The sequence below is a fragment of the Sabulibacter ruber genome, from assembly GCF_017355955.1.
Lineage (GTDB): Bacteria > Bacteroidota > Bacteroidia > Cytophagales > Hymenobacteraceae > Nibribacter > Nibribacter ruber_A.
On sequence record NZ_JAFFID010000004.1, the window covers coordinates 340451 to 365557 of the forward strand.

The following is a 25107-nucleotide window of genomic DNA, read 5'->3' on the forward strand; positions in this document are numbered from 1 at the left end:
AGGTAAAATACAAAACGAGAGAAGAAGTTTGATAGGCTGCAAAGAAAAATTGCCGGAAAAGCAGAGAAGGCGCTTCGCCGGCAATTCTGTTACAGCTTGTCAGTAAATGTCCTGATGGCGTTTCCTCTTTCCAGGGAATGGTGTTGTTCCCACTGGTCCCGGGCTAGTTGAGCCGCCTGCTGCAGGTGCCAGTGCCGAAGCTTTTCCTGTAAGCGCTCGCGGGCCTCGGTTTTGTTCTGGTGCTGCGAACGCCTTTCCGAGGCTACCACCGCAAGGCCCGACGGCAGGTGCCTGGCCCGCACTGCAGATTCGGTCTTGTTCACGTGCTGACCGCCCGGTCCGGAGGCTCGCATGCTTTCATAAACCACATCCTGCTCTTGCCAGGTAAAAGCTTGTGCGGTGTCAATCGCCTGAATGCCTATAAACCAGTTCTTGCGCTTGTGGTACTTCCGGAAGGGGCTGGCCGATATCCACTGCACCGTTCCCTGCCACTGCTTCAGGAACTGAGCCACCGCTGGGCCTTTCACCAGAAGCAAGGAAGACAGCAACGTGTTAGGCAAATGGCCCGGCACTGATTCCAGGACCTGCACCTGCAGTCCTTGCGTATGGGCTTCTTTGAACAGGATTTCCTGCACCCGGGCTACCACCCGCCAGCATTCTTCAGGCCCTCGGCCCGAGGTAATTTGCATGATCATTTCCATGTCTCTCATGGGCTATTCTTTGTTCATGCGTACCACCTTCGGCAGAAACCTGCCCTGAATGTCAACCAACAGGGTCTGTGCCTGCATCACCGCTTCAATGTCTTTGTAGGCCAGCGGAAATTCCTCAGTGCTGCCCCCAATGAGCATGACACCTGCGCCCGCAACCGCCTTCTTCATTGCTGACATGGTTAAGCTTTCTTTGGCCCTGCCGCGTGAAAGTCTGCGGCCCGCCCCGTGCGAGGAAGAATACAGCGCATCGGCGCAGCCTTTGCCGCTGACCAGGTAGCCTGCCGTGGTCATGCTGCCGGGGATGATGCCCAACTCACCCGCATGGGCCGGTGTGGCACCCTTGCGGTGAATGATCACGTTGCGGCCACTGGGCAGGGTGTCTTCTCAGGCGAAGTTGTGGTGATTCTCAACGCGCGCCAATGGCTTCTCCCCGATGGCTTTGGCCAGGTTCAGGTGGATGCGGTCATGGCAGGCGCGGGCGTAATCGCCGGCCAGGTTCATGCTGAGCCAGTATTCCTGCCCGGCCTCGCTGTCCAGGGAGAGCCAGGCCAGTTGCTGCGCCTCGCGGGGAAGTTTGCAGGTGTCCACGGCCAGGTTGGTGTAATGCTTGGCCACCGCAGCTCCCAGCCCGCGGGAGCCGGAATGCGACAGCAACGCCACGTACGTCTGAGCCGGTAAGCCCAGGCTGTTGTTCTGGGCCATCTCAATAAGCCCGAACTCCACAAAATGATTGCCTCCACCGGAGGAACCCAATTGTCTCATCGCTTTGCCATGCAGTTTCCGGAGCAACTCAGTTTGCCTGAATTCCTTTCGGTCCAGCACCTCGTGTTCCTGCGCAAACTCCAGTCCGCCGGTGATCCCTAAGTGCGTGAATTCCTTCAGGGCTTGTTTCAGCTGGTAAGTGTTGCTTTGCAGGTACCGCTCCGGCAGATCGAAAATGGAAAGCGCCATGCGGCAGCCAATGTCCAGCCCCACTGCGTACGGCAGCACCGCGTTCTCCACGGCCAGCACGCCACCAATAGGCAGACCGAATCCGGCGTGCGCATCGGGCATGAGGGCACCTTGTACCGCCACCGGTAAGCGCATGGCCAGCTCCATTTGCTTTTTGGCCGCGGCTTCAATGCCCTGGCTTCCGTAGGTTTTCACGGGTCCGGCCGTTGGCAGCAGCGTATGTGCCGTAAAGGTTTTCTGTTTCTGAGGCGGAGCCAGTTTCAGGGCCAATGGGGCCAGGAACGGATGCTCCCGATAGGCCTCGGGCTGCAGCAACACCTCCTGCAGTATTTTCATTACTTCTTCTTTCGGGGTATGTTTAAAATAACGGGCGGCCAGGTTCATAGCCAGCCCTCTTGCCACATCATCGCGGTACCCGATTTTACTTAAGTCCTTCGACTTGATAGAATATTTGCCCATAGGCGATGTTTGATTCTTCTTTTATCTGTTTCTTTTGAAAATACAGCCTTCGCGTTTTGCGGCTGATTTAGAGAAAACAGACTGATTTCTGAAACCAGATCTGCTGATTTTTGAGGAATGACCAACATAGCGGTAGTGGGTTAAGGAGTTAGACAGAATTGATAAACAGGTGCCTCTACTGGCATTTTGAAAAGCCCCGTTGCCGGTAAAAACCTACTCAGACAGACCACCTGATGCGCTGGTGTAGGCACGAAAGTGCGTGACCAGGCCTAAGCAGGCAGGAGAGAGGATAGCTCTATTGAAGAGTAAAATGAGATGTGCTACCTGGGCGATGAATTAACTCATTCCTTCTTTTCTTAGAGAAAGGCACAGGAAACCTGTTTTCTTGAAAACGAAGAATTAGTCATCTGCCAGGAAAGCAGCCTGCAAAGCACACGGAGGCTATTAGCTTATCAGAAAAGGTCTGAAAAATAGGTAATAGAGGTTGCCTTGCTGTTACTAAGCAATGAGCAGGAGGGGCGATATGTTGCGTACTTCTAGCATGGTTTTTCCTCCTGTAGTTTAAGGGTTGTACTTAAGAGAGGAATAATAGGAGCGCAAATCTAGATTGAATATACAATACTGGCAAATAAAGTTTGAAAATATTATTGAACAGGTTCTTAATAGAATGGAGGAAACAAACGCTGACTTCACACTAAGGAAGAGGTTAGCCTGAGGCAATTGACGCTTGACAGCAGGGTTAGGTTTAATGTATACGCGACGCCTGTTTTGGGGCTAATTTCCAGAAAACAGGTGTTGAATACAGATAAGCTAAATAAGAGAAGGGGCGATTATTAGAAATAGAAAAGCGCTACTCAGAAAGTGTCTAAGTAGCGCTTTTCTATTTAGTTTTTCTTTTATAAAGAGTTGTAATACGCGATAGCCTGAGACAAGGCATTTTCATTTTTTAAGTTTAGCTTTTTATCAGCAATGAATTTGTCTACCTGGCTAGCTTTTTTGGGGTCTGGCAAAGCCTCCAAAAAAGATTTCTTGTCTTTCTTAATCTTAATTAAGTTGTTGCCTGAGGCCAGATAATACTTTTCAGAGGAGCTGATTTGCTTTGTTTTGTAGGTGTCACCTGGAGCACGTTCTTCTACAATTTTCTTAGAAGTTCTTTTTACAAGCGCCGTGTTGCCATCCTGCAGAATCTCATAGAATGATTTATCGGTGGAGCCATCTATAGGCGTAAATCCGCTTCTGAACATCTTTTCATTAAGAACTACTTTGTTGCTCTCATCTTTAATGGTAAACTCCTTTACCGGGTACATGAAAGCCTTAGGGCGGTTGTCTTCTAAACTGAAAATCAGTTCATCTTTTAGTTGGTCGTACTGTAGTTTCAGGCCCTCATAAACTGTTCCGTCCGTCAATTTTACTTTCCCGTTTGCCCAGTCTGGTAAGAGGTACGGGCTGCCTTTGATGCCATTGTAGGTTTTTCCTACGTAGCGGACATCCTGCATATCAGAGGAAACCACTACTCCTTGGGCAATTGCCTGTATGTTGCAGAGGAGGACGCAACTTGCAATGCCAGCCGTTATGGAAATAAACTTTTTCATCTTGCCTTATAAAATTTGACGATAGAAAGGATTGCCTAATATATAGAAAAACGATAATCTATACTATGTAAATTCAAACGAAATAGAAGCTGTACTGCAGTTGTGATTTCAATGCTTCCTAAGAGATTAGAATATTTAGTTTGTATACCCTAATTAAAGTGATAGAGGAACGTAATTACTCCAGTAAACGCCGGCTTTTTGTTGCCTTCAATCTCCATGGTTACCTCTAGCCGGGCCTTAATCACTCCGCGCAAATCTTTGGTGGATAAGAGTTTTACCCGCAGCCGCAGGGCGCTGTTTACGGTCACGGCCTGGTTAAACCGTAGGCTCTCAATCTCATAGTTTACCTGCATTTTGAGGTTCTCAATGGAAATGATCTGGCCCCATAGGTAAGGCAGTAACGATACCGTTAAATAGCCGTGGGCGATGGTACTCCCGAAGGGGGATTCTGTTTTAGCGCGCTCGCCATCCAGGTGAATCCACTGGTGGTCAAGGGTGGCATCCGCGAAAAGGTTAATCTGCTCCTGAGTAATGGTGTGATAGTCAGATACACCCATTTCGGTGCCTTCGTATTTCTGGAGGTCTTCAAAGCTACGGATGATGATCTTACTCATGAGGTTTGTATCTGGTGAGAATGGTTAAAGGTGATGTTTTCATTAAAGTGGCTAAAGGTAAGTTCTTTTGCCCGTTTGTGAAAGTTGCCATGGAAGGACCCTCAAGAAGACGAGGCAGGAGTGAGTTCGTCATTGAAAGAAGACTGTAAGCTATTTGAAACTTAAGTTATGCTGCTGGCCAATGCTAAACAAAAACGCCGGCTACGGGAGCCGGCGTTTTTGAGCCAATTTCAAGGAAATGCCCTTAAAACAAGTGGCGTAAGTTCAGGACCAAACTTGCAAAAGTTATTTACCTTAATTGGCCTCTAAGATCTGGAACAACTCATCCAGCTTAGGAGTGAGAATGATCTCGGTGCGGCGGTTTTTCTGGCGAGCTTCGGCAGTTTTGGCAGCATCCAGCGGAACGTTGCTGGCCCGGCCCGAAGGAGTGATTTTAGCTCCGGCCAGCCCAGCATTGGTTAGAATGCGGGTAATCTCAGTGGCGCGCAGTACGCTCAGGTCCCAGTTGTCTTGCATGCCGGCGGTACCACGGGCAATCGGAACGTCATCGGTGTGGCCTTCCACCAGTACGTTTACGTCTTGTTGGTCTTTAAGAACGGTGGCTAATTTCTTCAGGGCATCCTGGCCTTTCACATCTACTTTGGTGGAGCCAGACTTGAACAGCAGTTGCTCTGAAAGGGAAACATACACTTTCCCGTTCCGCACGTCTACTGACAGGTCTTTGCTGTTGAAGCCCAGCAGGGCGTTGCTTACTTTGGTACGCAGGGCGTTCACGGCTTTATCTTTCTCAGCTAAGATGCGCTCCAGTTCGTTCAGGCGTTCTTCGCGGGCTTTCAACTCGGTGCTCAACTGATCTAACTGAGACCGGTTCTTGGTCAGGGTCTCGTTCAGTTTGTTCAATTCATCGTCACGGCGGGCCAGGTCTTTAGATAACTTGGAAGATTCAAGGGCGCTGTTGGCCATGAGTTTGTCATGGTTTTTAATGAGCTTGTCATAGGTGGCGCTTAAGTCTGAGTACAGTTTCTGGGTTTTGCGCAGGGTGCCGCCCAATAAAGCGGTGTCAGCGGCCAGTTGGGAGCGGTACTCAGTGAGGTCTGCCACTTGTTTAGACAGGTCAGCACCTTCCTTCTTTGATTTGGAAAGAGCGCTCTGACAATCGGCTTTCTCCCGCTCCAGGCGTACTTTCTGGGCTAAAAGGGCATTGTATTTCTTGGTAGTGGTGCAGGAACCCAGCAGGCAGGAGCCTAAAAGAGCCACCCCTGCGTACCTGAATAAGTAGTTTTTTACCATGACGGGGCTTGATATAGTGATAAAATTATTTACTAGGGTTAGTAGTAGTATAAGGTTAACTCAGGTAAAGATGCCCGGCAATAGAAGTATTCAAAGCCAGGCTGGTTTGCAAAGATAATCGGCTGAGCTTGCTACCCAAACCAATAGCAGCGTTTTAGGGCTGTTTTCCCCAAGAAAGGCAGAAAACAGAAGAAGCCGGGTTGTCGCCCGGCTTCTTTGATTTGTCATACTTGTCGTTTCAGTCTTTCGGATCAGGTCCGGAGTCGGGAAGTTATCCGTTGGTCTGGATAAGTTTCAGGATTTTCTCAAAGTTAGGCGCCAGGATGATCTCGGTGCGGCGGTTGCTCTGACGGGCCTCTGGCGTACGGGTCATGGCTACCGGAGTGAACTGGCCACGGCCGGCTGGTACCACCATTTGCGGAGGAACGCCGTTGTTGATGAGCAGGCGGGTGATCTCAGTGGCGCGCAGTACGCTCAGATCCCAGTTGTCTTTGTAGGAAACGTTTCCAGAAGCTACCGCCACGTCATCGGTGTGGCCTTCAATCAAAATCTCGGTATCGCGCTGAGATTTGATGGCGTTGGCCAGTTTGCCCAGTGCTGACTGGCCGTTAGGATTCACCTTGGTGCTGCCGGTGGCAAACAGAAGCTTCTCTGGCATGGTCACGTACACTTTCCCGTCACGGATTGCCACGGTAAGGCCCTGCTCTTCAAAGCCTTTCAATGCCTCGTTCACAGAAGCTCTCAGCTCGTTCAGGATTCTTTCTTTCTGCGCAATCTGTTGTTGGTACTGGGCCAGTTTGGCATCACGGTCACGCAGATCAGCGTTAGCTTGTTCCAGGCTGCGCTGTGCAGCAGCTTTCTCTTGTTCCAGCGCATTTTTGCTTGCTTCCAGCTCCTTGTATTTCTTAGAGGAGACACAAGAACCAAGTACAGCTACTCCCAGGATCAAGGCAGCGGCGGAAGAGGCGAAACGTGTTTTCTTCATAGGTCGGGTTTTAGCGTTTTATATATGGGTTTTGGTGACAAACGTAAGGAACACCTTGAGTAGGTGAGTTCGCGCAAGAACCATGCTAGGGAAACGGATGCAAAGAAAGAATAATTGCTTTAGGAAAACTAATTAAGTTTAAACAGGTGGCAACTATTTGATCTGTTGCAGATTAAAAGCATGAGAAAAACAGCCTTTTAATGCGAAATCTAAAAAAGGAGGGTTTTGTTGCGTGTAGGCATAGTGATTAAATACAATACTATATAAGGTGTGTTCTAGAAGGAAGTACCCTGATTTTAACCAAGCCAGTGCTGCGTTTTTGAGTTATGGGGAAGGAAAGGCAAAATCAGTTTCAACGATTTTGGAGGAAAACAGGGTAAATACGTATATTGATTAGGTACCGCACCTGGTACCTTAAACAGCCCTGAACCACTCAGTTGGTGATTCTGACAACAATTCTCCTGAAAGTGAGGTACACCTCTCGGATAAGAGCTGAGAGGGTTTTACGCGCCGGAGTAGGGAGCTTCCTTTTCTTTTTTATCTTTGCACGTTTATCAGTAAATGCTTGCGGTTTCCTTACTGGAGGCTTCATTGTTGAAAAGAAAAACCTTTAGAGCATCATATGGCTTGGTTTAGAAGAGTAGAAAAAGGGATCGTCACCCCAACGGAGCAGAAAAAAGAAACCCCCGATGGTCTGTGGCACAAGTGCCCTGAATGTAAGACTGTCATCAGCACGGCAGAGCATCGGCAACAGCTGTATACCTGCCTCAAGTGTAACTTCCATGACCGGGTGAACTCTCATGAGTACTTTGAGATTCTGTTTGACGGAAACGAGTTCAAGGAGCTGGACGAGAACCTGAGTTCCTCAGATCCGCTTCATTTCGTGGATACCAAACCGTATCCAGACCGCATTGCCGCCACGCAGCGCAAAACCCAGCTGAAAGACGCCGTGCGCACCGCCCACGGTAAAATCAACGGATTGGATCTGGTGGTAGCCTGTATGGATTTCAACTTCATTGGGGGTTCTATGGGCTCAGTGGTAGGCGAGAAGATTGCCCGCGCCATTGACTACAGCCGTGCCCACCGCATTCCGTTCCTCATGATCTCCAAGTCTGGCGGAGCCCGCATGATGGAAGCCGGTTACTCACTCATGCAGATGGCCAAGACCTCGGCCAAACTAGCCTTGCTGGGAGAAGAGAAGATTCCGTACATTTCTTTGCTCACAGACCCAACCACCGGTGGTGTGACCGCCTCGTTCGCCATGTTGGGAGACTTCAACATCTCTGAGCCAGGCGCTTTGATTGGTTTTGCCGGACCGCGCGTGATCAAGGAAACCATTGGGAAGGATCTGCCCAAAGGCTTCCAGAGCGCAGAGTTTGTGTTAGAGCACGGCTTCCTTGATTTTATTGTGCACCGCAAGGAGTTGAAAAAAAGAATCTCAGATTTGATCTCTATGCTGCAGCCAGAGGAAGTTCCTGTGCCTGAGGTGGTAAGGAGCTAATAAGCTCTGTCCAAGAGAGCAGATTAAAGCGTATAAAACAACAGAAGACCTGCCTAAGCAAGGCGGGTCTTTTCTTTTTTCAGTCTGGCACGATTATTATTGCACTACGATTAGCCAGGAAGGTACACCTGAACATTTTGTGGATAATTCAGTATGTATCTCCGATACTAACCAATTTTAAGCTACGTTTACAACCAAAAAACAACGACTATGAAATTTTTGAAAGGAACATTCACTGCCATGTTAGTAGGAAGCTTGCTTTTCTCTTCCTGCAAATCCACTCAAACGGCTGGTACAGATACTACCACAACCACCCAGAAAAAAGGAATGAACAAAACTACTAAAGGTGGTCTGTTGGGCGCCGGCGGTGGTGCGGTATTGGGTGGTATCATTGGGAAAGCCACTGGTAACACAGCCCGTGGAGCCATCATTGGTGCAGCCGTAGGTGGTGCCACTGGTGCTATCATTGGTCGCCGCATGGACAAGCAGGCAGAGGAATTGGAGCGTGAGATGAAGAATGCCCAGGTAGAGCGTGTGGGCGAAGGTATCAAAGTAACCTTTGACGCCGGTCTTCTGTTTGCCACCAACTCTGCTGAACTGCAAGGTAACTCCCGTGCCGATATCCAGAAACTGGCCGAGACCCTGAAGAAATACCCAGGTACCAACGTCCTGATTGAAGGACACGCCGATAACACCGGTACCGATGCCATCAACCAGCCATTGTCTGAGCGCAGAGCCCAGTCTGTAGCCAACTACGCTATCTCTTTGGGCGTGGAGCCAAACCGTATTCAGACCCGCGGTTACGGTTCAACCCAGCCAGTAGCTGATAACTCTACGGCAGCCGGACGTCAGCAAAACCGCCGGGTAGAGGTAGCTATCTTCGCCAGCGAAGAACTGAAAAAAGCTGCTGAGCGTGGCGAGATCAAATAAGTAACCAAGATTCTTTCATTGAAAGGCTAGCCTGTTGGCTAGCCTTTTTTGTTTCCCGGGTATGCAAAGCTACCAGAAGCTACGTTTTACTCTGTTTTCAGAAAAACACCCCAAAAAAGGTATTGGCTTCTATAAATCACCTCTCAAAAACCATTAGGGAGCGTCTGCGTGGAGGTGCCAGGTTAACTTATCACTTTTCTTCGCGTTTAGGGATAGAAATCAACGGTTTGTAGCGATGGAAAACCTAGTAAAATCACTATTCCTTGTAGTACTGCTGTCTGTACTGGGCAGTTGTGAACGCGTAAAAGACAAAGAAGCAGTAGCTGCCCTTCCTGATACTTCCACCGAGGACACCCTAGTGGTTACCCCAGACACCTTAGAGATTGACACCACGCTCTCAGAGGAAGGAGCTATGGCCTTGAATGAAGGGCAAACCCAGAGTGAACCACAGGCTGGTGCTGCTTCGGGAACAGCCTCTTTAGACGAAGCCGTAGCCTCCCGCAGTGTTTCCTCTAATGGTAGCACTGCATCCGCCAATGAAACCGGTGGCTCCTCTGCCACAAAGGTGACTACCACCAACGTGTCTAAATCTTCGGCTGGTAGTTCAGAGAAAACCGGTACTGCCCGGAAAAGGTATGTAAGACCTACCCAAAAGCAGTTGCAACAGGCACTGGCCGTAGATGCCCGCCGGTCTAATCAAATGAGTTTGCCCCAACTGAAAAACTACTGGCAAAAGCGCCAGCATTATTACCGCAGGGCCTCTAAGGAGGTGAAATACGTTGCCGGCGACACCAAAATCAAGATCTCTCCAGAAGAAACCAAGATAGAAACCAAGCTGGGAAAGGTGAAAATGGAGGGGAATGACATCAAAGTGAAGTACGACTAAGTACCTCTTGCTTTATGGCGTGGCCGCTGATTGGTTTTCTGCCTGTTTCTCTAAAAACAGGTGCAAAACAGATCAGCGGCTTTGCTTTTTGCGGGTGAAGACAATGGCCAGAATGGTGATCAAAGCCCCCAGCAATGCCACGGCAATGTCTTTCTGGGCGTCCCATACATCGCCTTGGGTGCCCAGGTACGCCATGCCGCCCTGGGGGAAAAACACATCGGCTACAGACCATTCCAGTAACTCATAAAACGCCCCAAAACTCACTGTTAAATCTATGGGAAGCACATATTTGAAGAAAGGGTGCATGCTGGTTTTGCGGAGGAAAACCTCATGCATGGGGTATGCCAGCAGAAACCCGAAACTGAAATGCACCAACCGGTCATAGTGGTTGCGCTCCAGGTGCAGTTGGTCTTTCACCCAAAAACCGAAGGGATTCTCCGCGTAGGTGTATTGGCTCCCGTACACGTGCAGCATCATGAACAGGAACATGCAGGTATAGCTGAAGTCTGAAAACCGGAAGTATTTGTAAAAAGACACCAGAAAGATGATGGCCGTGAAGGTAAGGGAATTCTCCAGCCACCAGTTTTTCAGATCAGGGGTGTGGAAGCCGGTATAGGCCCAGAACACCGCAAAGATAGCCACATAGGCAATGAGCAGAGGGTTTTTACGGAAGTGTGTGAATTCCTGGTCTGTCGCGAAGGTAAAGGCCATGCAGAGGTTGGTCTTAGGTGCGCTGCAAAATAGCAGATGTAAGAGGGCCGCATGAGGGAGGTACGGCTGTCTCTTGGGTAAGCGTGTTTAGGGGTAAAAGGTTTTTAAATTATTTGTTTGAGTCTAATGTACGGCCTCCTGAACCAGGGAAGACAACATCAGCTCCGGTTGGTGGTACACCAATGGCAGCGGATTGTCCTCAGGGTTCTTGGTGGGGTCACAGTGGTAGCCAAAGATGTGGTACTCCTGTAACAGCGGGATCAGTTTCTTGTAGTACGTGTGCCCGGCGTTTTCCTCAGAGAACGTGATATCATGGAAAATGGTAGTGGCCTTAGGTGGCATGCCCCGCAGGCTGGCAAAAAGAATATCGGGTTGGCCTAGGTCACCGGAGTACACCCGGCGCTCGCCGTTTTCCTCAAAAATGTAGGCATAGGTTTGCAGGCGCTCAGCATGGAGCCCAAACGTGTCCAGGGCCGTGATTCCGGGCAACTCTGAGAGCGGCATAAAGTCTGCGTACTTCTCTGGTTTCTGGATCTGGAGCCTCAGAAACTCATACAACTCATCCCGGAAATCATCATCTGGGTAAAGAATGACGGGCCGGCAATTGGTGTTGAAATAGTGGCAGTGTAACAGAATATTGGCCAGACTACCAGTGTGATCGTTGTGGAGGTGCGTGATCAGGATGTACTGAATGCTGCGGGTAAGTTCATACTGGCGCAGAGTGGGGTAGACAGTAAAGCCACAGTCCAGCAGAATGGTTTTACCCTTAAATTCTACCAGTGCGGCGGAGTTGCCATAGGCCGTGTCAAACGCACCGCCTGTCCCTAAGAATGTAAATTTCATAGTAGTCTGGTGATTCTTAATTCATACCTTACGCAGTTAGTGGGAAGAGACTGTGTTACGTAAACTTTAGCATAAGCGGCTCGTTTAGAAGGGGAAAAAACAAACTATGGCTGAAGAAAATCAGCATCTTCCTCCCCAAGAAAAAATTTGGCAAGTTCATATACGGCTAAATGAAGTTTTCGGTCATCTTTCCAACCATCCCCGCCGGGAACCCATGCGCGAGCTCATCTCTACCATGCTCTCGCACCGTACCACGCACGCCAATGAAGAAAAGGCTTACTTCCAGATGCTGGAGAAGTTCCCTGCCTGGGAGGAAGTGATGGCGGCCCCGGTGGAGGAACTGACCCAGGCCTTGGCTCCGGCGGAGTTCCCGGGCGCTAAGGCAGTGAACATCCAGAAAGCCCTGCGCATCATTCAGCAGGAGCACCCAGATTTTTCGCTGGAGTTCCTGCGCGACCTGGACGTACCCCAGGCCATGGAGTGGCTTATGGCCTTACCGGGCGTGGGCCTGAAAACGGCTACGCTGGTGCTGTTGTTCAATTTCCATAAACCGGTGTTTCCGGTAGATACGCACGTGCACCGCATCAGCCAGCGGGTAGGCCTGATTGGCAGCACCGTCACCCATGACAAAGCCCACAAAATCCTGCTGGATATGCTGCCCAAAGATGCCTCAGTGCTTTATAACCTGCACCGGCACATGCTCAAACACGGCCAGCGGATCTGCACCTGGCGCAACCCCAAATGTGAGGTCTGTGTCTTGCAGGACCTTTGTAATTACTTCGCCGAGGTTCGGCAAAAGGGCATTGGCTGATGAAAAACATCTTTTTTGTTTTGAACCTGTTTTTTTGGTTTTAGCCTGTAATCAGGTTTTGTGATGGTCTCTGAAGAGAGGGCAGGCGTAAAGGAAAGGAGGCTCTGCCTTGCCTCTACAGGCAGGGTATTGCAAAGGCTAGTACCTCAGATAACCCAACTTCCGTATGTTCTGAGTACCTTGCAGGGGCAAGGAAATTTGTTTACTCCTTTGGGTTATGCGTCTGATTCCACATCCGGTTCTCTGTAACTATTACGTCACGTACCGCTGCAATGCCAAGTGCTCTTTCTGTGATATCTGGGAAAAGCCCTCGCCCTACATCCAGCTGGAAGACGTGAGGCAGAACCTGAGCGATTTGCGCAAATTGGGCGTAAACGTGATTGACTTCACCGGCGGCGAGCCGCTGCTGCACCGGCAGATTGATCAGTTCCTGGAGCTGGCGCAGAACTTCGGGTTTATCACCACGCTTACCACCAACGGTTTGCTGTACCCCAAATGGGCCGAGCGCCTCAAGGGCAAGGTAGACATGCTGCACTTCTCCCTGGACTCCGCCGACAAAACCGAGCACGACACCGGCCGCGGTGTGGCCTGTTTTGATTTCGTGCTGGAATCTATAAAAGTGGCCAAAAGCCTTGGCGAACGCCCCGATATTCTGTTCACCGTGTTCAAGCACAACCTGCACCAGATTGAGCGGGTTTACAACGAGATTTGCCTGCCCAATAAACTGATGCTGCTGCTGAACCCGGCCTTTGAGTACAACCAGGTGGAAACCGGCGAGCAGCTCTCTGAAGATGAACTCAACTATCTTACTACCTTTAGTAAGCAGAAATGGGTGTACCTCAACGAGGCCTTCATCCAGCTACGCAAAGACGGCGGAAACCATATAGCCAAGCCCGTTTGCAAAGCGGCCAGCTCTACGTTGGTAATATCGCCGGAAAATGAGTTGGTCTTGCCCTGTTATCATTTGGGCGCGCAGAAGTTTCCCATCACGGGCAACCTGTACGAGCTCTACAAGTCTGAGGAAGTAAAGAAGCTGGTTGCCCTGGAAGGCCGATTGCCCGCCTGCGAAGGCTGCACCATCAACTGCTACATGCAACCCAGCTTTGCCGTGGAGATGAACAGCTACTGGTGGAAAGCCCTGCCCAGCACCCTGAAATACAACCTCCGGAAAGGTACCTGGAAGAAGATGCTTTCCTAGTTTGTATCAAGTGTCAGGTAGCAAGTGGTTGATAGCGAGACAAGTAAAAGGATTGCGTTTTGCGCTAGTTTCCAGAAAAGCAACCTTAAAACGGAAGCCACACCAGAGCAGCTTTTGAGGCACTCTTCCTATCTTTGAATCATTCCTAATTCCTAATTCTTAATTCCTAATTGTAAAAGCTATGGCGTTGCTGTTGCCGGTAAAAGGTGTTCATCCTGTCATGGGGCATGAATGTTTTATTGCCCCTAATGCTACTATTGTAGGCGATGTGGTCATGGGAGACCAGTGCACGGTGTGGTTCAACGCCGTGGTGAGGGGAGATGTGAACAGCATCCGCATCGGGAACAAAACCAACATCCAGGACGGGGCCGTTATCCACTGCACCTACCAGAAATCGGCCACGCTTATTGGCAGCAACGTGAGCATTGGCCACAACGCCCTGGTGCACGGCTGCACCGTGGAAGATAACGTGCTCATTGGCATGGGCGCTATTGTCATGGACAACGCCGTGGTGCAGGAGCATTGCATCATTGCCGCCGGGGCCGTTGTTCTGGAGAACACCCTCTGCGAGCGCGGCCACATCTACGCCGGCGTGCCCGCCAAAAAGGTGAAAGCCTTAACCCCGGAGCAAATCGCCCAGATGGCCCGCACCGCCGACAATTATGTGCTGTACGCCAGTTGGTTTCAGGAGGGGGAGCAAGCCGAGTAAATCAACCCAATCAAGCTTTACTGTTTTTGGGCCACTTTTCTCAAAACCTGCTCAAACCGTTTAGAAAGCTCATAGTTGGTTGAGAAGTGATGCACTACAAGGGGCTTGGGGAGCTTTACTACCTCTTTGGCTACTTGCAACAACTCTGCCTGGGTAGAGCTTTCCTGAATGGGCAGGTTGCGCAGCGAGAGTTGGTACTGGGCAGCCACGCTGGCTTCCTTTTGCATAAGGGGTTTGTTGTCGGGTACCTGAGCATCCAGTAAGGAAACAATGGTCTTGATGTCGCCGGCAACCAGGTAGCCAAAGTATTCATCATCGGTGGGCAGGGGCGTGAAGAAAATGTCTGGGCTTATCTGAATGATAGGCCCGCGTTCAAAGGCTTTCACCTCTGTAAGTTTGCGGGCGCTGCCGGGTGTTTCTGATTCAACTGAGAGACTGGAGCCGGATAAGATTTTCTTCACCACGTTCACCCTGTCCTTGCCCAAATAACAGTGCACATAATATTTACCCGCCGGATTTGCCGTCAGGGCTTTGAGCTTCTTGATTGACGCTTCGTTGTTGCCCACCCATGGAAGCATGGGGGCTTCAATGAGTTCAAGCCCCACAGCCGCGGCGGCTTTTCGTTCTTTTTCAAGCAAAACAGGCTCAAAAGGCACCACCAGCGGGTGCAGCAAGGAGATAACCGCAGTGTAGCCCTCGGCCTTCAGTTGTGCCAGTTTCTCTTGCTCAGGATACGCCCCAATGAAGAAGCTTTTGGTTACCTCATCAGTAGTGCCAGACCTGGAATCTATGTTGGCGGGGTTCAGGAAAAGGTACAGCGAATAACCGGCCAAGGCCACCGGTAACAATACCGCTACATACCGGATAGGGGAGGCGCTTCTGGAAAAAAGCTTCACCAAATACACCGATGCCCCAAACGTTACCAGAACCAGAAGGACAATGCAAGCACCTACCACCGCCGTCTCTACCAGATTGCTGTAGTTGTTTTCCCGCAAAAACGTGAGAATGGCCCTTAGCGGCACCAGTAACAGATAGGTACCGGTAGCAAAGCCGCTGCAGAGCCACACCAGTACAAACAACGGCCAGTTAAGAGATGTAAAAGAGGAACGGCTGATCATGCGAAAACGATGGTGGTCTAATACTGCAGTGGAAACTACCTGCTTCTATTCTTTTCGGCTTTCTGGTGTCTGGTGCCCAAAGCGTATCTTTATCGCCTGCCTGGTTGACCTTGAAAACCTATAGTAACTTTTCATTGGGCAATCACAGAGGAAGGCAAAAGTGGCTAGAAACCTTCTGCCAGTAAGCAGGCAAAGTAGTAGCGTGTAAAGTAAGGCAGAAGCAGGTTGATATTGGATTAAATTAATTGAGAAAGATTCTGAGGATACTATAAATGATGGTTTACTTGTTAGGTGCGCAAATTTACAGAATTGTTTTTGAAGGATGAATATGAAATTACCTATAAGATAAAGGGATGAGGCTGGGTTTGAGAGAGCTGAAAACAAACAGCGAGAAACTTGGTTCGTAGTAAGGGACTGATTGAATTTCTTAGGCGGAAAGCAGTTATCAAGCTACTTTGATCAAGTAAATTGCGCCTGGAAAACACATGGCCCACAGCCTAACCCAAGAGAAATCACGGTTGCTTTTCTACAGAAGCGATTGTTGAAAGAGAAGCCTTAATGAAGGGAATGATACTATCTGTCATCAAAGTTCTGGTCTTTTTGTACGCAGGTATCTGCCTGCTCCTATACTTCTTCCAGGAAAAACTTATTTACTTTCCTGAAAAGTACGGGAAAGACTACAGATTCAGGTTTGGGCAGAAGTTTGAGGAAATCAGCATCAAAACCCCGGATAACCTCTTGCTGAATGCCCTGTTGTTCAAGGCAGAGAAGCCCAAAGGCGTGATTTACTACCTGCACGGCAACGCCGGTTCCCTGACCAGTTGGGGGATTGTAGCCGAGGTTTACACTGATCTGCAGTATGATGTGTTCATGCTGGATTACCGCGGATTTGGAAAAAGCGAAGGCAAAATCAAAAGCCAGGAGCAATTCTACCAGGACGTGCAAACCGCCTATGACCTGCTGAAAACCCGATATGATGAAAACCAGATCATTGTTTTGGGGTATTCCATTGGCACCGGCCCGGCCACCAAGCTTGCCGCCGAGAACCACCCCGGTAGGTTGATTCTGCAGGCCCCGTATTACAGCGTCACAGAGCTCATGAGGCGGCGGTTTCCCATCATTCCCCCGTTTATCCTGAAGTATAAATTTGAGACGTACCAGTACCTGCCAAAGTGTACCATGCCCGTGGTTATTTTCCACTGTGAGAAGGATGAAATCATAGACTACGAGTCATCGGTGAAACTACACAAATGGCTGAAAACAACAGATAAAGCCATCATCCTGAAGGGGCAAAGCCATAACGGCATGAGCACCCATCCGCAGTACATGAGTGAAATCAGGCAGGTCCTTCGGTAGTCGCCTGTTTCTGAAGAGGCTTTTTGGGGTATTGTCTTTCCTGCATTTTTCTAAGATGAGGCAACGGTCAGCTTTGTAGCTCGTAGTAGGCAATAATTCAGATTCTACGATATTCTGTAATCCTAATGAATTGAATCTTGTCAGTTGGAGGGCTGTGCCAGGCACTAATTACAAGCCCGTTCCAGCATAAAAACACCGCCACTCAAACACCTAATGCCTGGACGCGTGCCGTTTACCGGTGAGGCGCAGGCTACGTATGAAACTATGATAGAAGCAGTTAAATTCTGGAACGAACCAAACAACAAATCACACTGGGCTTACGAGATTGACCCCGAATGGAAGATTTTCGGGGAAATGGTGAAACTGGCCGCCAAGGCCTGTAAAGCCGAGAAGCCGGAGATTACCCGGGTTTTAGGCGGTATCTCGCCCATCGACCCGCATTTCATCAAGACTTTAGAACGGCACGGTACCCTGGAAGACCTTGATGCCGTAGCCGTGCACGGTTTCCCGCTGGACTGGAACCTCTGGAACATCAACGAGTGGCCCGATAAAATAGCCGAAATTGAAGCCGTCACCAATTTGCCCGTGTGGGTGACCGAAGTGGGGATTTCTTCCTTCGGTGCCGAGGAAGTGCAGGAATTCGGGTTACGCCGTACCGCCGAGTTGCTGATGGGCCGCGTGGACCGCGCTTTCTGGTACAGCCTCTATGATCTGCCGCAGGCCTGGGAAGCCACCACCCGCCACCGCGAGGCTGAGGGTTCATCTTACTACCGCCACTTTCACATGGGCCTGCTCAAGGAAGACGGTACCCCTAAAATGGCCCACAAGCACTTCGCAGACTACACCCCTGAGTTTGGAATCTGCCAGTGGTTCCACTTTGAAGACCACCGCCTGGACGATGCCGTGCAACACCTCCGCAACCTGGGCGTGAAGAAGCTGCGCACCGGCCTGAGTTGGGCCGATTGGCTTCGTCCGGATGCCGAGAAATGGTTTGATCACGTGATGAAGAAGCTGGATGAGTTTGACGTGACCGCTACCTTCTGCTTTACCCCAGAGCACAAAGGCATTCAGCCGCACCACACCAGCCCACCCCAGCACATTGAAGAGTTCGCCGATTTCTGCGCCCTCATGATGCGCCGTTACGCCTAACCTTCGCTTTTCAAAAGCTGGTTGCCAAGCCATTCGGTTTTGGGGTTGTTTTCTGTAAAACAGGTCCAGAACCGAATGGCTTGGTTCAGTATGTCCCCAAAAGAACAGATTTGTTGAGGCTGCCCCGGTAGCCTTTCCTTTACAAGTATTCTAAGACGAGTTATGAGCCAAGAAAACCAGGAACAATCGCCGGATGTATGGATGCTGAACATGCGCCGGGGCACCTTTGAAGAAGCCTGGAAACACAGCGATGCCGTTTTAAAGGAACGGGCCGGAAAACCCTGCTGGCACTGGCCCCGCCACTTCCAGTACATCTGGGACGGAAGTTCTTTGGAAGGCAAACGCGTGCTGGTGCGCTGTTATCACGGCCTGGGCGACACCATTCAGTTTATCCGGTTCGCGCCCATGCTTAAAGCCATCGCCAAAGAAGTCATTGTCTGGGCGCAGGCACCCTTGATCCCGCTGCTGGAAACCGTGGAAGGCATAGACCGGCTTCTGCCCCTGCACGACGGCACCCCCGAGGTGGAGTACGATGTAGACGTTGAAATCATGGAACTCACGCACATCTTCCGGACTACGCTGGAAACCATCCCGTCCAAGATCCCTTACCTGGAAGTGGAGCCCATGCCGCTGGCCGTGGATAAGAGGCGGCTCTCCGTGGGCCTGGTCTGGAAACCCGGCGATTGGGAACCCCGTCGGTCCATCCCGTTTCACTTTTTCGCTCCGTTGGCCGAACTGAAGGATATCCAGTTTTACATTTTGCAGGCCAATGCCGCGGAGAACGGCTGGCAGGAGGGCTTCGGGATCAACCCCGGCGAGTTCAGTTTGTATGACTATGCCCGCGTGATCCGCAGCCTGGACCTCGTGATTACCGTTGATTCCATGCCTGCCCACCTGGCCGGGGCCCTCAACGTACCCGTCTGGACCCTACTTCACCACCAAGCCGACTGGCGCTGGATGGACCACCGCGAAGACAGCCCCTGGTACCCCACCATGCGTCTCTTCCGGCAAGAACAGGAAGACGACTGGGCCGGTGTCATTCAGCGGGTGAAAGTTGAGTTAGAGAAGCTCAGGAAAGAGGTTCAGGTAGACAGCATCTGATTTTGTCCTGATTCTGTAAAAATAGGCTCAAATCAGTATGGTTGCTTCTGTGTAGATGCCCCTCGCTCGCCTCCGGCGAGTGTGCGTTACCGGGCGGCCTCTGGCCGCAATGCAGAATGTCTTTTTGTGCGAGATGTTCCTTAGAATGTACCCAGCGGCGGGACGCCGCCCCATAACGCACACTCGCCGGAGGCGAGCGAGGGTATGAAGGACTTTGATACTTTAATTATCACTAAAAAAGCGGAGAGTTGCCCCTCCGCTTTTTTAATGTCCTCTCAGTTGCTTGAACCGGGCCATCATCTCCCCGAAGTTGCCCTGGTGATAGGCGAAGCCGTGGTAAGCCGATAAGGTGACTCTAGCCCAGTTGATGTAAAGGGTAGGTTTCTGCCACTTGCGGGCCAGCTTAAACATCTGGTGACTGCCCTTGGAAATGTAGTAGCGCAACCGGTAAATGATTTTGCGTTCGCGGGATTGCGAGGTAGCATCTGGCGCTACACGTTTGCAGGGTTTTACGCCGTCCTTTGACCACGTGAGCCGGTAAGCCAACCCTTCACGGCGTTGCCGGAAACCGGCGGCCTGGGTCTGCTCCACAAACTTAGCGTCTACTTCCTGCAGTTGCAGACGGCCTTCCTGCATGGCGTTTTGAATCAAGCTCTCAATGAGGGGAGAACGGGCAATGACCACGTTAGTGCCCCGCCCATCAGACGAATACGGTTCCACCCAGGCATCACCGAAGGCTACGTCTGCGGTTTCAGAGACCACGTCATCACAGTAGTTGCAGGCCGAGTTCATGTAGTAACCCGCGCCCCAATCGCCATCCGCCAGGTGCCACCAGTCGCGGTTCACAGTTTGGCCGTCTTTCATAGTGAGTTTGGCGGTGTACCAGTTGGCCGGGCGGTTAGGGTCTTTCTGACGGTACTCCACTTGCTGGATCTGCTCCGCGGGCACGTTCATCTGCCAGGCAAAACTCTCCACAAAGCGGGCGCTCTTCATATGGCCGCAGAACAGCCCTAGGGTGAATTGGATGCGCTCACGGTACAGCGGGTCCTGGTGGCGCAACAGTTGAATAGCCTTGATGAAGCACGGAATCCCCACCACGGCGTAACGGCCGGGTGTTTCCCTGATCAGACTCAGCACCTCAGACAACTCAATAGGGTAGTAGCGCGACTTGGCGCCTTCCCGCACCTCGGCCTCGGTACGGGCGATGCGGTACCGGAAGTAGCGGCCGTCTGCCTGCGGGTCTTTAGTGGCAATCACGTGCGCCACGCCGTCAATGAGGCCTTTGCGCATGAGTTCAGTGGCTACCCAGGTCACCATGCCTCCGGAGCTGCCCTGCATCCTGAAATCTTCTTCGGCCACGTGGCCTACGTAGTTGCTCTGGAAGCGGCCCAACGCGGCATCCTGGTGCTGGGCGGTGGGGTACAACAGGTTGGCCAGGTAGTCTTCGTTCTTGGCAGCCGGCGAGAACGGGCAGGTTTGGGTAAACTGCTCAGAGCCGCGCTGGTACCAACTGCTGGGGCCCTGGGGTTTCAACTGGCCGTATTCATCAAAGTCCATCTGTACCTGAGGGGCGTGCGCCTGGGCCACACAACTGCCGCAGCCAATGCACAAACCCGATTGTACGATGTCTTTGGGGCTCAATACTTCCTTCATGCCAGTTCCAGTTGTTTATGTCTCAAGGCGCGGTCCAGGTATTTGTGGGAGGTTTGGCGCAGGCGCTCAATCTTCTGCAGAATCTCAGCGTCCAGCGGGGTGCTCAGCAAGGTCTGGTACACCTCTGTAGGCGTGCCCTCGGGCAGCAGGTGTTTCTCGCCGCCAATCTTGGCCATGAGGCCCTGCAGCTTGTGCCGGCGGTAGGGCGATGACTCGCACACAAACGGCTTGGCGTTGCGCAAGGCAAACACGCACCCGTGGAAGAAGTTGGTAGCCACGGCCTGGGCGTTGGCCATGTAGTGTGCAAAATCATGCGGATCAGCGGTGATCCACTGTTCATCGGCCCAGTCGTTGCGGTACCCGATGCTCAGCAGGCGCAGGTTCTGTTTCTGGGCCCATTTCTTGATTTCTCGGGCAAACGACTCGGTGAAGTTGTGGCCGTACACGGCTACGTAAGGTTCTTTCAGAATGTCTAAGTCCCGCGGTTCCGGGGTGATGGGGAACTGCAGGCAGGGGTCCAGCACCATCTCGGGCGTGAAGCCCAAGGCGTTCTGGATGATGGTCTGGGAGTTCTCGTCGCGCACCGAGATGGCGTCAAAGTTTCTGAGTTTATCGGCCCAGAACGGTTCCAGGCCCCAGGAGGCATCGTAGTTCCCGAAGCTGGCGGCGTAGGAGATCAACCGCTCGGCCTTTACGCCATCGCCGTAGAACAGCGGGCAGCGGCCGTACCACGGGTGCGTGAGGTTCCAGACTTCGTCGCTGCCTACCACTACCACGTCGTAGTCTTCCATCCCCGCGGGGTTGTCTAACTCAAACTTAGGCGAAAGCGGCAAGGTGTCAAACACGGGGAAGAACTTCCGTATCTTGGCGCGGTACAGGGGGCGGTCACTTTCGGGCACGTGGGTGGGCAGCACCGGCTGGAACGCGCAGCGCCACTCGGCCAGGTTCACGCGCCTGGATTCATGGTCCAGGATTTCGGCCTCATGCCCGCGGGCCTGAAGTCCTTCGGCCAGGCAACGGGCCTGCCAGTAACTCCCGAAATTGATACAGCGGTGAAAGGTCAGAACACCAATTTTCAATACAGGTTTGTGGGTAATCTTCTCCAAGGCTTTTCTGAATTATGTTGATCTTCTGTCTGCGAAGTAGCTAGGAAAACAGCCAGAACATGGGATATGCTAGTAACGTGCTTACTGCTGTATCATGCCAACGGGATACATACGGTTTAGGTTATATACTAAATTGATTTCCTCTTTTCCTGCGCCGCTAGCCTTCCATGACCACTGGAAAATCATCATTTGTACGAAGGCAAAATAAAAGCACCTCCAGGAACGATTAGGTTCTGGAATATAGTAACTGCCCTATACAACGGATATCACCTCTGTTCCGTTAGAAGCCTCAGCCCCTTTCGTGGTGTATATAATCTCAGAATACCAGTTTCTCAACTACATGACCAAACTTTTACTTATCAGGCACGCCACCACCAACTCAGTAGGCATACGGTTATCGGGCCGCACGCCAGGTGTTCATCTGAACGAAGAAGGACAAGCCCAAGCCAGTGCTTTAGGCGCACGCCTCTCTGGTTTAAACCTCACGGCCATTTACACCAGCCCGCTGGAGCGTACCATGCAAACCGCCGAGGCCATTGCCCAGCATCACACACTTCAGCCTATCGTCAACGAGGCGTTTCTGGAACTGAATTTCGGGGAATGGACCAACCTGCCTTTCGAGGAACTGAGCGGCAATCCGCAATTCCGCCAGTTCAACACGTTCAGAAGCGTGGCCCAGATTCCCGGCGGTGAGATGATGCTGGAAGCCCAGGCCCGTTTTGTGGCCGGTTTACAGAAACTGTGCGAAAAACACCCCCATGAAACCGTAGCCGTGGTAAGTCACTCTGACCTGATCAAAGCCGCCGTGGCCTATTACGCCGGCATCCACCTGGACATGTTCCAGCGTCTTGAAATCAGCCCCGCCTCGGTGAGCGTGATTGAGGTGTACGATGAGACAGCTAGAATCATGGTGATCAATGACACTGGCGCTTTGCCGGTGTAGATTCTGGGGTTTGGGCTTTGGGGCTATTACTAAGAAAATGGGCCTGAAACAGAATGTATCTTCTCAAGAGGTAAGCCTTGCCTAGTCGTTGGTGAAGCCTTTATGCTTGTTGGTGATAACACCAACAAGGGCTGTAATGAGCAGGCTTTCCGCTTACCGAACCTACTGGATGATCAAGAACACAGAGTAAATCCGTTGATATTCTGATTTTTTTGTCTCACCTTCAGGCTCGTCTTGGATTCCTTTAACCTCTAGAAGCTATGGACTTTACAGATTTCAGGAAAAGCCTTTTCGCACCCGTTCCGCCCACTGGAGCTTCGGTGTATTTGCAGGCTCTATGGTACGACGCCCAAGGCAAATGGGAAAAGGACACGAACTGATACAGGATGTACCCGACAAGAACGCCTCCTGGATTCACGCCTATTTCCACCGTAAAGAAGGTGACCTCTGGAACGCCGATTACTGGTACAACCGGGCAGGTAAGAAAAGACCTTCCGTTTCGCTACAGGAAGAATGGGAAGTGTTGGTGGAGGCGTTTTTGTAGCGAGAAGTATGAAATTTTAGGAACTGCTGCCTCCCTATGTCTCCCTATGGCGCGGAAGTTACTTCCGTGATTTTCGAATCATATGGCACGGAAGTAACTTCCGCGCCATATGATTCCAAAAAAAGTCAGGTGGGAACTCTTTGTATTTTCTGTTCTAAAGCTGTTTTTCCTAAAATAGGCCTTAAACAAGCAGCCTAACGCATCAAATGTGTTCCGGTTGAAAGCAGACGATTCTTTCTAGTTTTTCCTTCGCTCGCCTCTGGCGAGTGTAAGTTATGGTGCGGCGTCTCGCCGCTATGCTCCTAATCCAGCTACATTTCTGAGCATATCTATCTACTAAAACCCAACCGAGCATTTCTTCCACAGCGGCAAGAGGCCGCCTGATGACTCACACTCGCCGGAGGCGAGCGAGGGAACAGATAGATGATCAACAGATGTAAACACCCCTCTGCGCTCCCCTCAAGGGGAGAATCAAGAACATAAAGTGAAAATTATTACTAAGGCAACTTACTTACCGCAATTGCCACATCTGTTCTTACGGCGGGCACAATGAAGCAGCAGTAGCCATCCCAGGCCTCGGTCTGGAATTGTTCGCGTATTTTGCCTTCCTGCGTGTTCCAGGTGGTGATCTGGTAGGTTCCGTCCGCTAGGTTGGGGATGTGAAGTTCTACGTCCAGAGGGGAAGCGGTTGGGTTCATCAACCGGTTTCTTTGATAGAGAGCATCCTTGCGCAGGAGCCACACCACGGCTTGTTGTTCGTCGCCGCAGCCCATCACCGCAAAGGCAGGTTCAGAGGCCTTTATTTCCTGGTTCAGGTTCTTGCGTTTGAAGTTTGCCCAGTTAATTAATGGCAGAAAACCGACCATGTTCTTTTGAGCCACGCGCATGCCGGGGGTTAACGTGTGTGGATGGCGGTTGGGCCAGCGCATGCCGCCGCCAGCCGCGCCAGAGGCCAGGTGCGCCCATTGAATGTGCCGGAAATACTCATCGTCAAACTCGGGGGCCAGGGTGTGCTTTTTGTCTTTGAACAGGTGAATGGGGCCGTGTTCGCTGTCAAAGAACGGACGGTTAGCCGGGGCATGTTCCAGCGCCTCGCGCACCAGTTCGCCTACTTTGATGGCCGAGTCTACCGTGTTTTTGGGGTAGTCAATGGTTTTAGCGTCGTAGAAATGGGTGCTAGCAAAGTCCAGCAAGGGGTGCCGGAAAATGGTGTCGGCGGTATCTGGGTTGGTGTACAGGATAGGCCCGAAAATAGAGACCGTTTGCGGGTGAGAGCGGCCGTACAAACGCATCTCCAGCTCGCGCACGTGGGTGCTTAACTCAGTGGCCGCCGCAGAGAAATTCTCTGAACTGTTGCCCATGTGGGCGGGGTGCATCTCGTTCCAGAGATCCCAGGCAAACAACACGCCGCTGCCGCCCCAACGCTCTATTACAAACGTGAGTCGGTTTTTGATCACTTCCATGGTGTCACGGCACAGCAGCCATTGGCCGCGTGCGGCGCAGGGACCGCCCAGCTGTTTGTTGTACGGGTGGTACTTCCACTTGATCCACATCCAGAACGTGTCATAGGGCGTGAGCAGAATGCGCAGGCCGTACTTGGCGCAGAGGGCAAAGAGATCGTCCCAGAGCTGGACCATTCTGGGGTTGAACGTGCCCGCCGGTTTCTCAAAATAACGGTACTGCACCTGAGCGTACTCCAGCATGAGCCGCAGACACGTAACGCCGTGCGCCGATAGGTAGGCCAGGTACTCTTCTACCGCCTGCAGGTTTTTCCGGCGGAACAGGCCTTCCAGCTCGGGCCAGGTAATGGCATCGTTCTGGCCCACCGGGGTCCAGGGTTGGCCGTCTTCGGTGATGAAGTAGGGAGCATCCGGGGCCACCTGAATCCAGGGGAGCGATGCCGGGGTAGTAGCTTGAAGCATAAAATGCCGACGTGTTGATTGAAAG

Annotated in this window: 22 protein-coding genes and 1 pseudogene; 11 read left to right on the forward strand and 12 right to left on the reverse strand. The window is 51.5% G+C overall.

Going from position 1 to position 25107, the window contains the following annotated elements; translation table 11 throughout:
- Window positions 1-89: 89 nt before the first annotated feature.
- From prfH to JT719_RS19520, 6 genes and pseudogenes are all read right to left on the reverse strand, one after another.
- Entirely contained in the window at window positions 90-710 is a 621-nt protein-coding gene (prfH, locus tag JT719_RS19495) for a peptide chain release factor H (protein ID WP_207435406.1), read from the reverse strand.
- Window positions 711-713: 3 nt separating this feature from the next.
- Window positions 714-2120, reverse strand: a pseudogene (locus JT719_RS19500) (RtcB family protein).
- An 896-nt stretch (window positions 2121-3016) separates the two neighbouring features.
- On the reverse strand, window positions 3017-3712 hold the full coding sequence (locus JT719_RS19505; RefSeq protein ID WP_207435407.1) for a hypothetical protein: 696 nt from the start codon (window positions 3710-3712) through the stop codon (window positions 3017-3019).
- Between the two features lie 149 nt (window positions 3713-3861).
- Entirely contained in the window at window positions 3862-4326 is a 465-nt protein-coding gene (locus tag JT719_RS19510; RefSeq protein WP_207435408.1) for a MaoC family dehydratase, read from the reverse strand.
- Between the two features lie 294 nt (window positions 4327-4620).
- The gene (locus JT719_RS19515) at window positions 4621-5616 is read right to left on the reverse strand and encodes an OmpA family protein (RefSeq protein WP_207435409.1); all 996 of its coding nucleotides are present in this window, start codon (window positions 5614-5616) and stop codon (window positions 4621-4623) included.
- A 271-nt stretch (window positions 5617-5887) separates the two neighbouring features.
- Complete coding sequence (locus JT719_RS19520) at window positions 5888-6601, reverse strand: OmpA/MotB family protein (protein WP_207435410.1); 714 nt, start codon at window positions 6599-6601, stop codon at window positions 5888-5890.
- A 622-nt stretch (window positions 6602-7223) separates the two neighbouring features.
- Between JT719_RS19520 and accD the strand changes: the two genes are divergently transcribed.
- From accD to JT719_RS19535, 3 genes are all read left to right on the forward strand, one after another.
- Entirely contained in the window at window positions 7224-8102 is an 879-nt protein-coding gene (gene accD / locus JT719_RS19525; protein WP_207435411.1) for an acetyl-CoA carboxylase, carboxyltransferase subunit beta, read from the forward strand.
- 210 nt (window positions 8103-8312) lie between these two features.
- Window positions 8313-9032: a YiaD family glycine zipper/OmpA-like lipoprotein gene (locus tag JT719_RS19530; protein WP_242693366.1), complete on the forward strand. Its 720-nt coding sequence runs from the start codon at window positions 8313-8315 to the stop codon at window positions 9030-9032.
- A 235-nt stretch (window positions 9033-9267) separates the two neighbouring features.
- Complete coding sequence (locus JT719_RS19535) at window positions 9268-9918, forward strand: hypothetical protein (protein WP_207435412.1); 651 nt, start codon at window positions 9268-9270, stop codon at window positions 9916-9918.
- Between the two features lie 72 nt (window positions 9919-9990).
- Here the strand turns inward: JT719_RS19535 and JT719_RS19540 are convergent, their stop codons facing one another.
- Window positions 9991-10629: a DUF2238 domain-containing protein gene (locus JT719_RS19540; RefSeq protein ID WP_207435413.1), complete on the reverse strand. Its 639-nt coding sequence runs from the start codon at window positions 10627-10629 to the stop codon at window positions 9991-9993.
- Window positions 10630-10752: 123 nt separating this feature from the next.
- Window positions 10753-11472, reverse strand: coding sequence for an MBL fold metallo-hydrolase (locus tag JT719_RS19545; protein ID WP_207435414.1), 720 nt, complete (start codon window positions 11470-11472; stop codon window positions 10753-10755).
- A 214-nt stretch (window positions 11473-11686) separates the two neighbouring features.
- On the opposite strand from JT719_RS19545, the gene JT719_RS19550 reads away from it, so the two are divergent.
- From JT719_RS19550 to JT719_RS19560, 3 genes are all read left to right on the forward strand, one after another.
- On the forward strand, window positions 11687-12283 hold the full coding sequence (locus JT719_RS19550; protein ID WP_242693367.1) for an endonuclease III domain-containing protein: 597 nt from the start codon (window positions 11687-11689) through the stop codon (window positions 12281-12283).
- A gap of 217 nt (window positions 12284-12500) precedes the next feature.
- Entirely contained in the window at window positions 12501-13481 is a 981-nt protein-coding gene (locus JT719_RS19555) for a radical SAM protein (protein ID WP_207435416.1), read from the forward strand.
- Window positions 13482-13662: 181 nt separating this feature from the next.
- Window positions 13663-14190, forward strand: a complete 528-nt coding sequence (locus JT719_RS19560) for a gamma carbonic anhydrase family protein (protein WP_207435417.1) — start codon at window positions 13663-13665, stop codon at window positions 14188-14190.
- 17 nt (window positions 14191-14207) lie between these two features.
- Here the strand turns inward: JT719_RS19560 and JT719_RS19565 are convergent, their stop codons facing one another.
- Window positions 14208-15308, reverse strand: a complete 1101-nt coding sequence (locus JT719_RS19565; protein WP_207435418.1) for a protein-tyrosine phosphatase family protein — start codon at window positions 15306-15308, stop codon at window positions 14208-14210.
- A 567-nt stretch (window positions 15309-15875) separates the two neighbouring features.
- Here JT719_RS19565 and JT719_RS19570 point away from each other — a divergent pair.
- The 3 genes from JT719_RS19570 (at window position 15876) to JT719_RS19580 (ending at window position 18914) form a co-directional block, all read left to right on the forward strand.
- Window positions 15876-16664 (forward strand): alpha/beta hydrolase, encoded by a 789-nt coding sequence (locus JT719_RS19570; protein WP_242693368.1) that lies wholly within the window; start codon window positions 15876-15878, stop codon window positions 16662-16664.
- Between the two features lie 213 nt (window positions 16665-16877).
- Window positions 16878-17813 carry a glycosyl hydrolase gene (locus JT719_RS19575; RefSeq protein ID WP_278251891.1) on the forward strand — a complete coding sequence of 312 codons (936 nt, stop codon included), beginning with the start codon at window positions 16878-16880 and terminating at the stop codon, window positions 17811-17813.
- A 162-nt stretch (window positions 17814-17975) separates the two neighbouring features.
- On the forward strand, window positions 17976-18914 hold the full coding sequence (locus tag JT719_RS19580) for a glycosyltransferase family 9 protein (RefSeq protein ID WP_207435421.1): 939 nt from the start codon (window positions 17976-17978) through the stop codon (window positions 18912-18914).
- Between the two features lie 264 nt (window positions 18915-19178).
- On the opposite strand, the gene JT719_RS19585 is transcribed toward JT719_RS19580, so the two are convergent.
- Window positions 19179-20567, reverse strand: coding sequence for a Coenzyme F420 hydrogenase/dehydrogenase, beta subunit C-terminal domain (locus JT719_RS19585; protein WP_207435422.1), 1389 nt, complete (start codon window positions 20565-20567; stop codon window positions 19179-19181).
- Window positions 20564-21673: a polysaccharide pyruvyl transferase family protein gene (locus JT719_RS19590; protein ID WP_207435423.1), complete on the reverse strand. Its 1110-nt coding sequence runs from the start codon at window positions 21671-21673 to the stop codon at window positions 20564-20566. Before JT719_RS19590 ends, JT719_RS19585 begins: the two co-directional genes overlap by 4 nt.
- 340 nt (window positions 21674-22013) lie before the next feature.
- Between JT719_RS19590 and JT719_RS19595 the strand changes: the two genes are divergently transcribed.
- Both JT719_RS19595 and JT719_RS19600 read left to right on the forward strand, forming a co-directional pair.
- Entirely contained in the window at window positions 22014-22616 is a 603-nt protein-coding gene (locus JT719_RS19595; protein WP_207435424.1) for a histidine phosphatase family protein, read from the forward strand.
- 358 nt (window positions 22617-22974) lie between these two features.
- Window positions 22975-23160 carry a hypothetical protein gene (locus JT719_RS19600; protein WP_341350784.1) on the forward strand — a complete coding sequence of 62 codons (186 nt, stop codon included), beginning with the start codon at window positions 22975-22977 and terminating at the stop codon, window positions 23158-23160.
- A 497-nt stretch (window positions 23161-23657) separates the two neighbouring features.
- Here JT719_RS19600 and JT719_RS19605 read toward each other — a convergent pair whose 3' ends face one another.
- Window positions 23658-25082, reverse strand: a complete 1425-nt coding sequence (locus JT719_RS19605; protein ID WP_207435425.1) for a glycoside hydrolase 5 family protein — start codon at window positions 25080-25082, stop codon at window positions 23658-23660.
- Window positions 25083-25107: the final 25 nt, after the last annotated feature.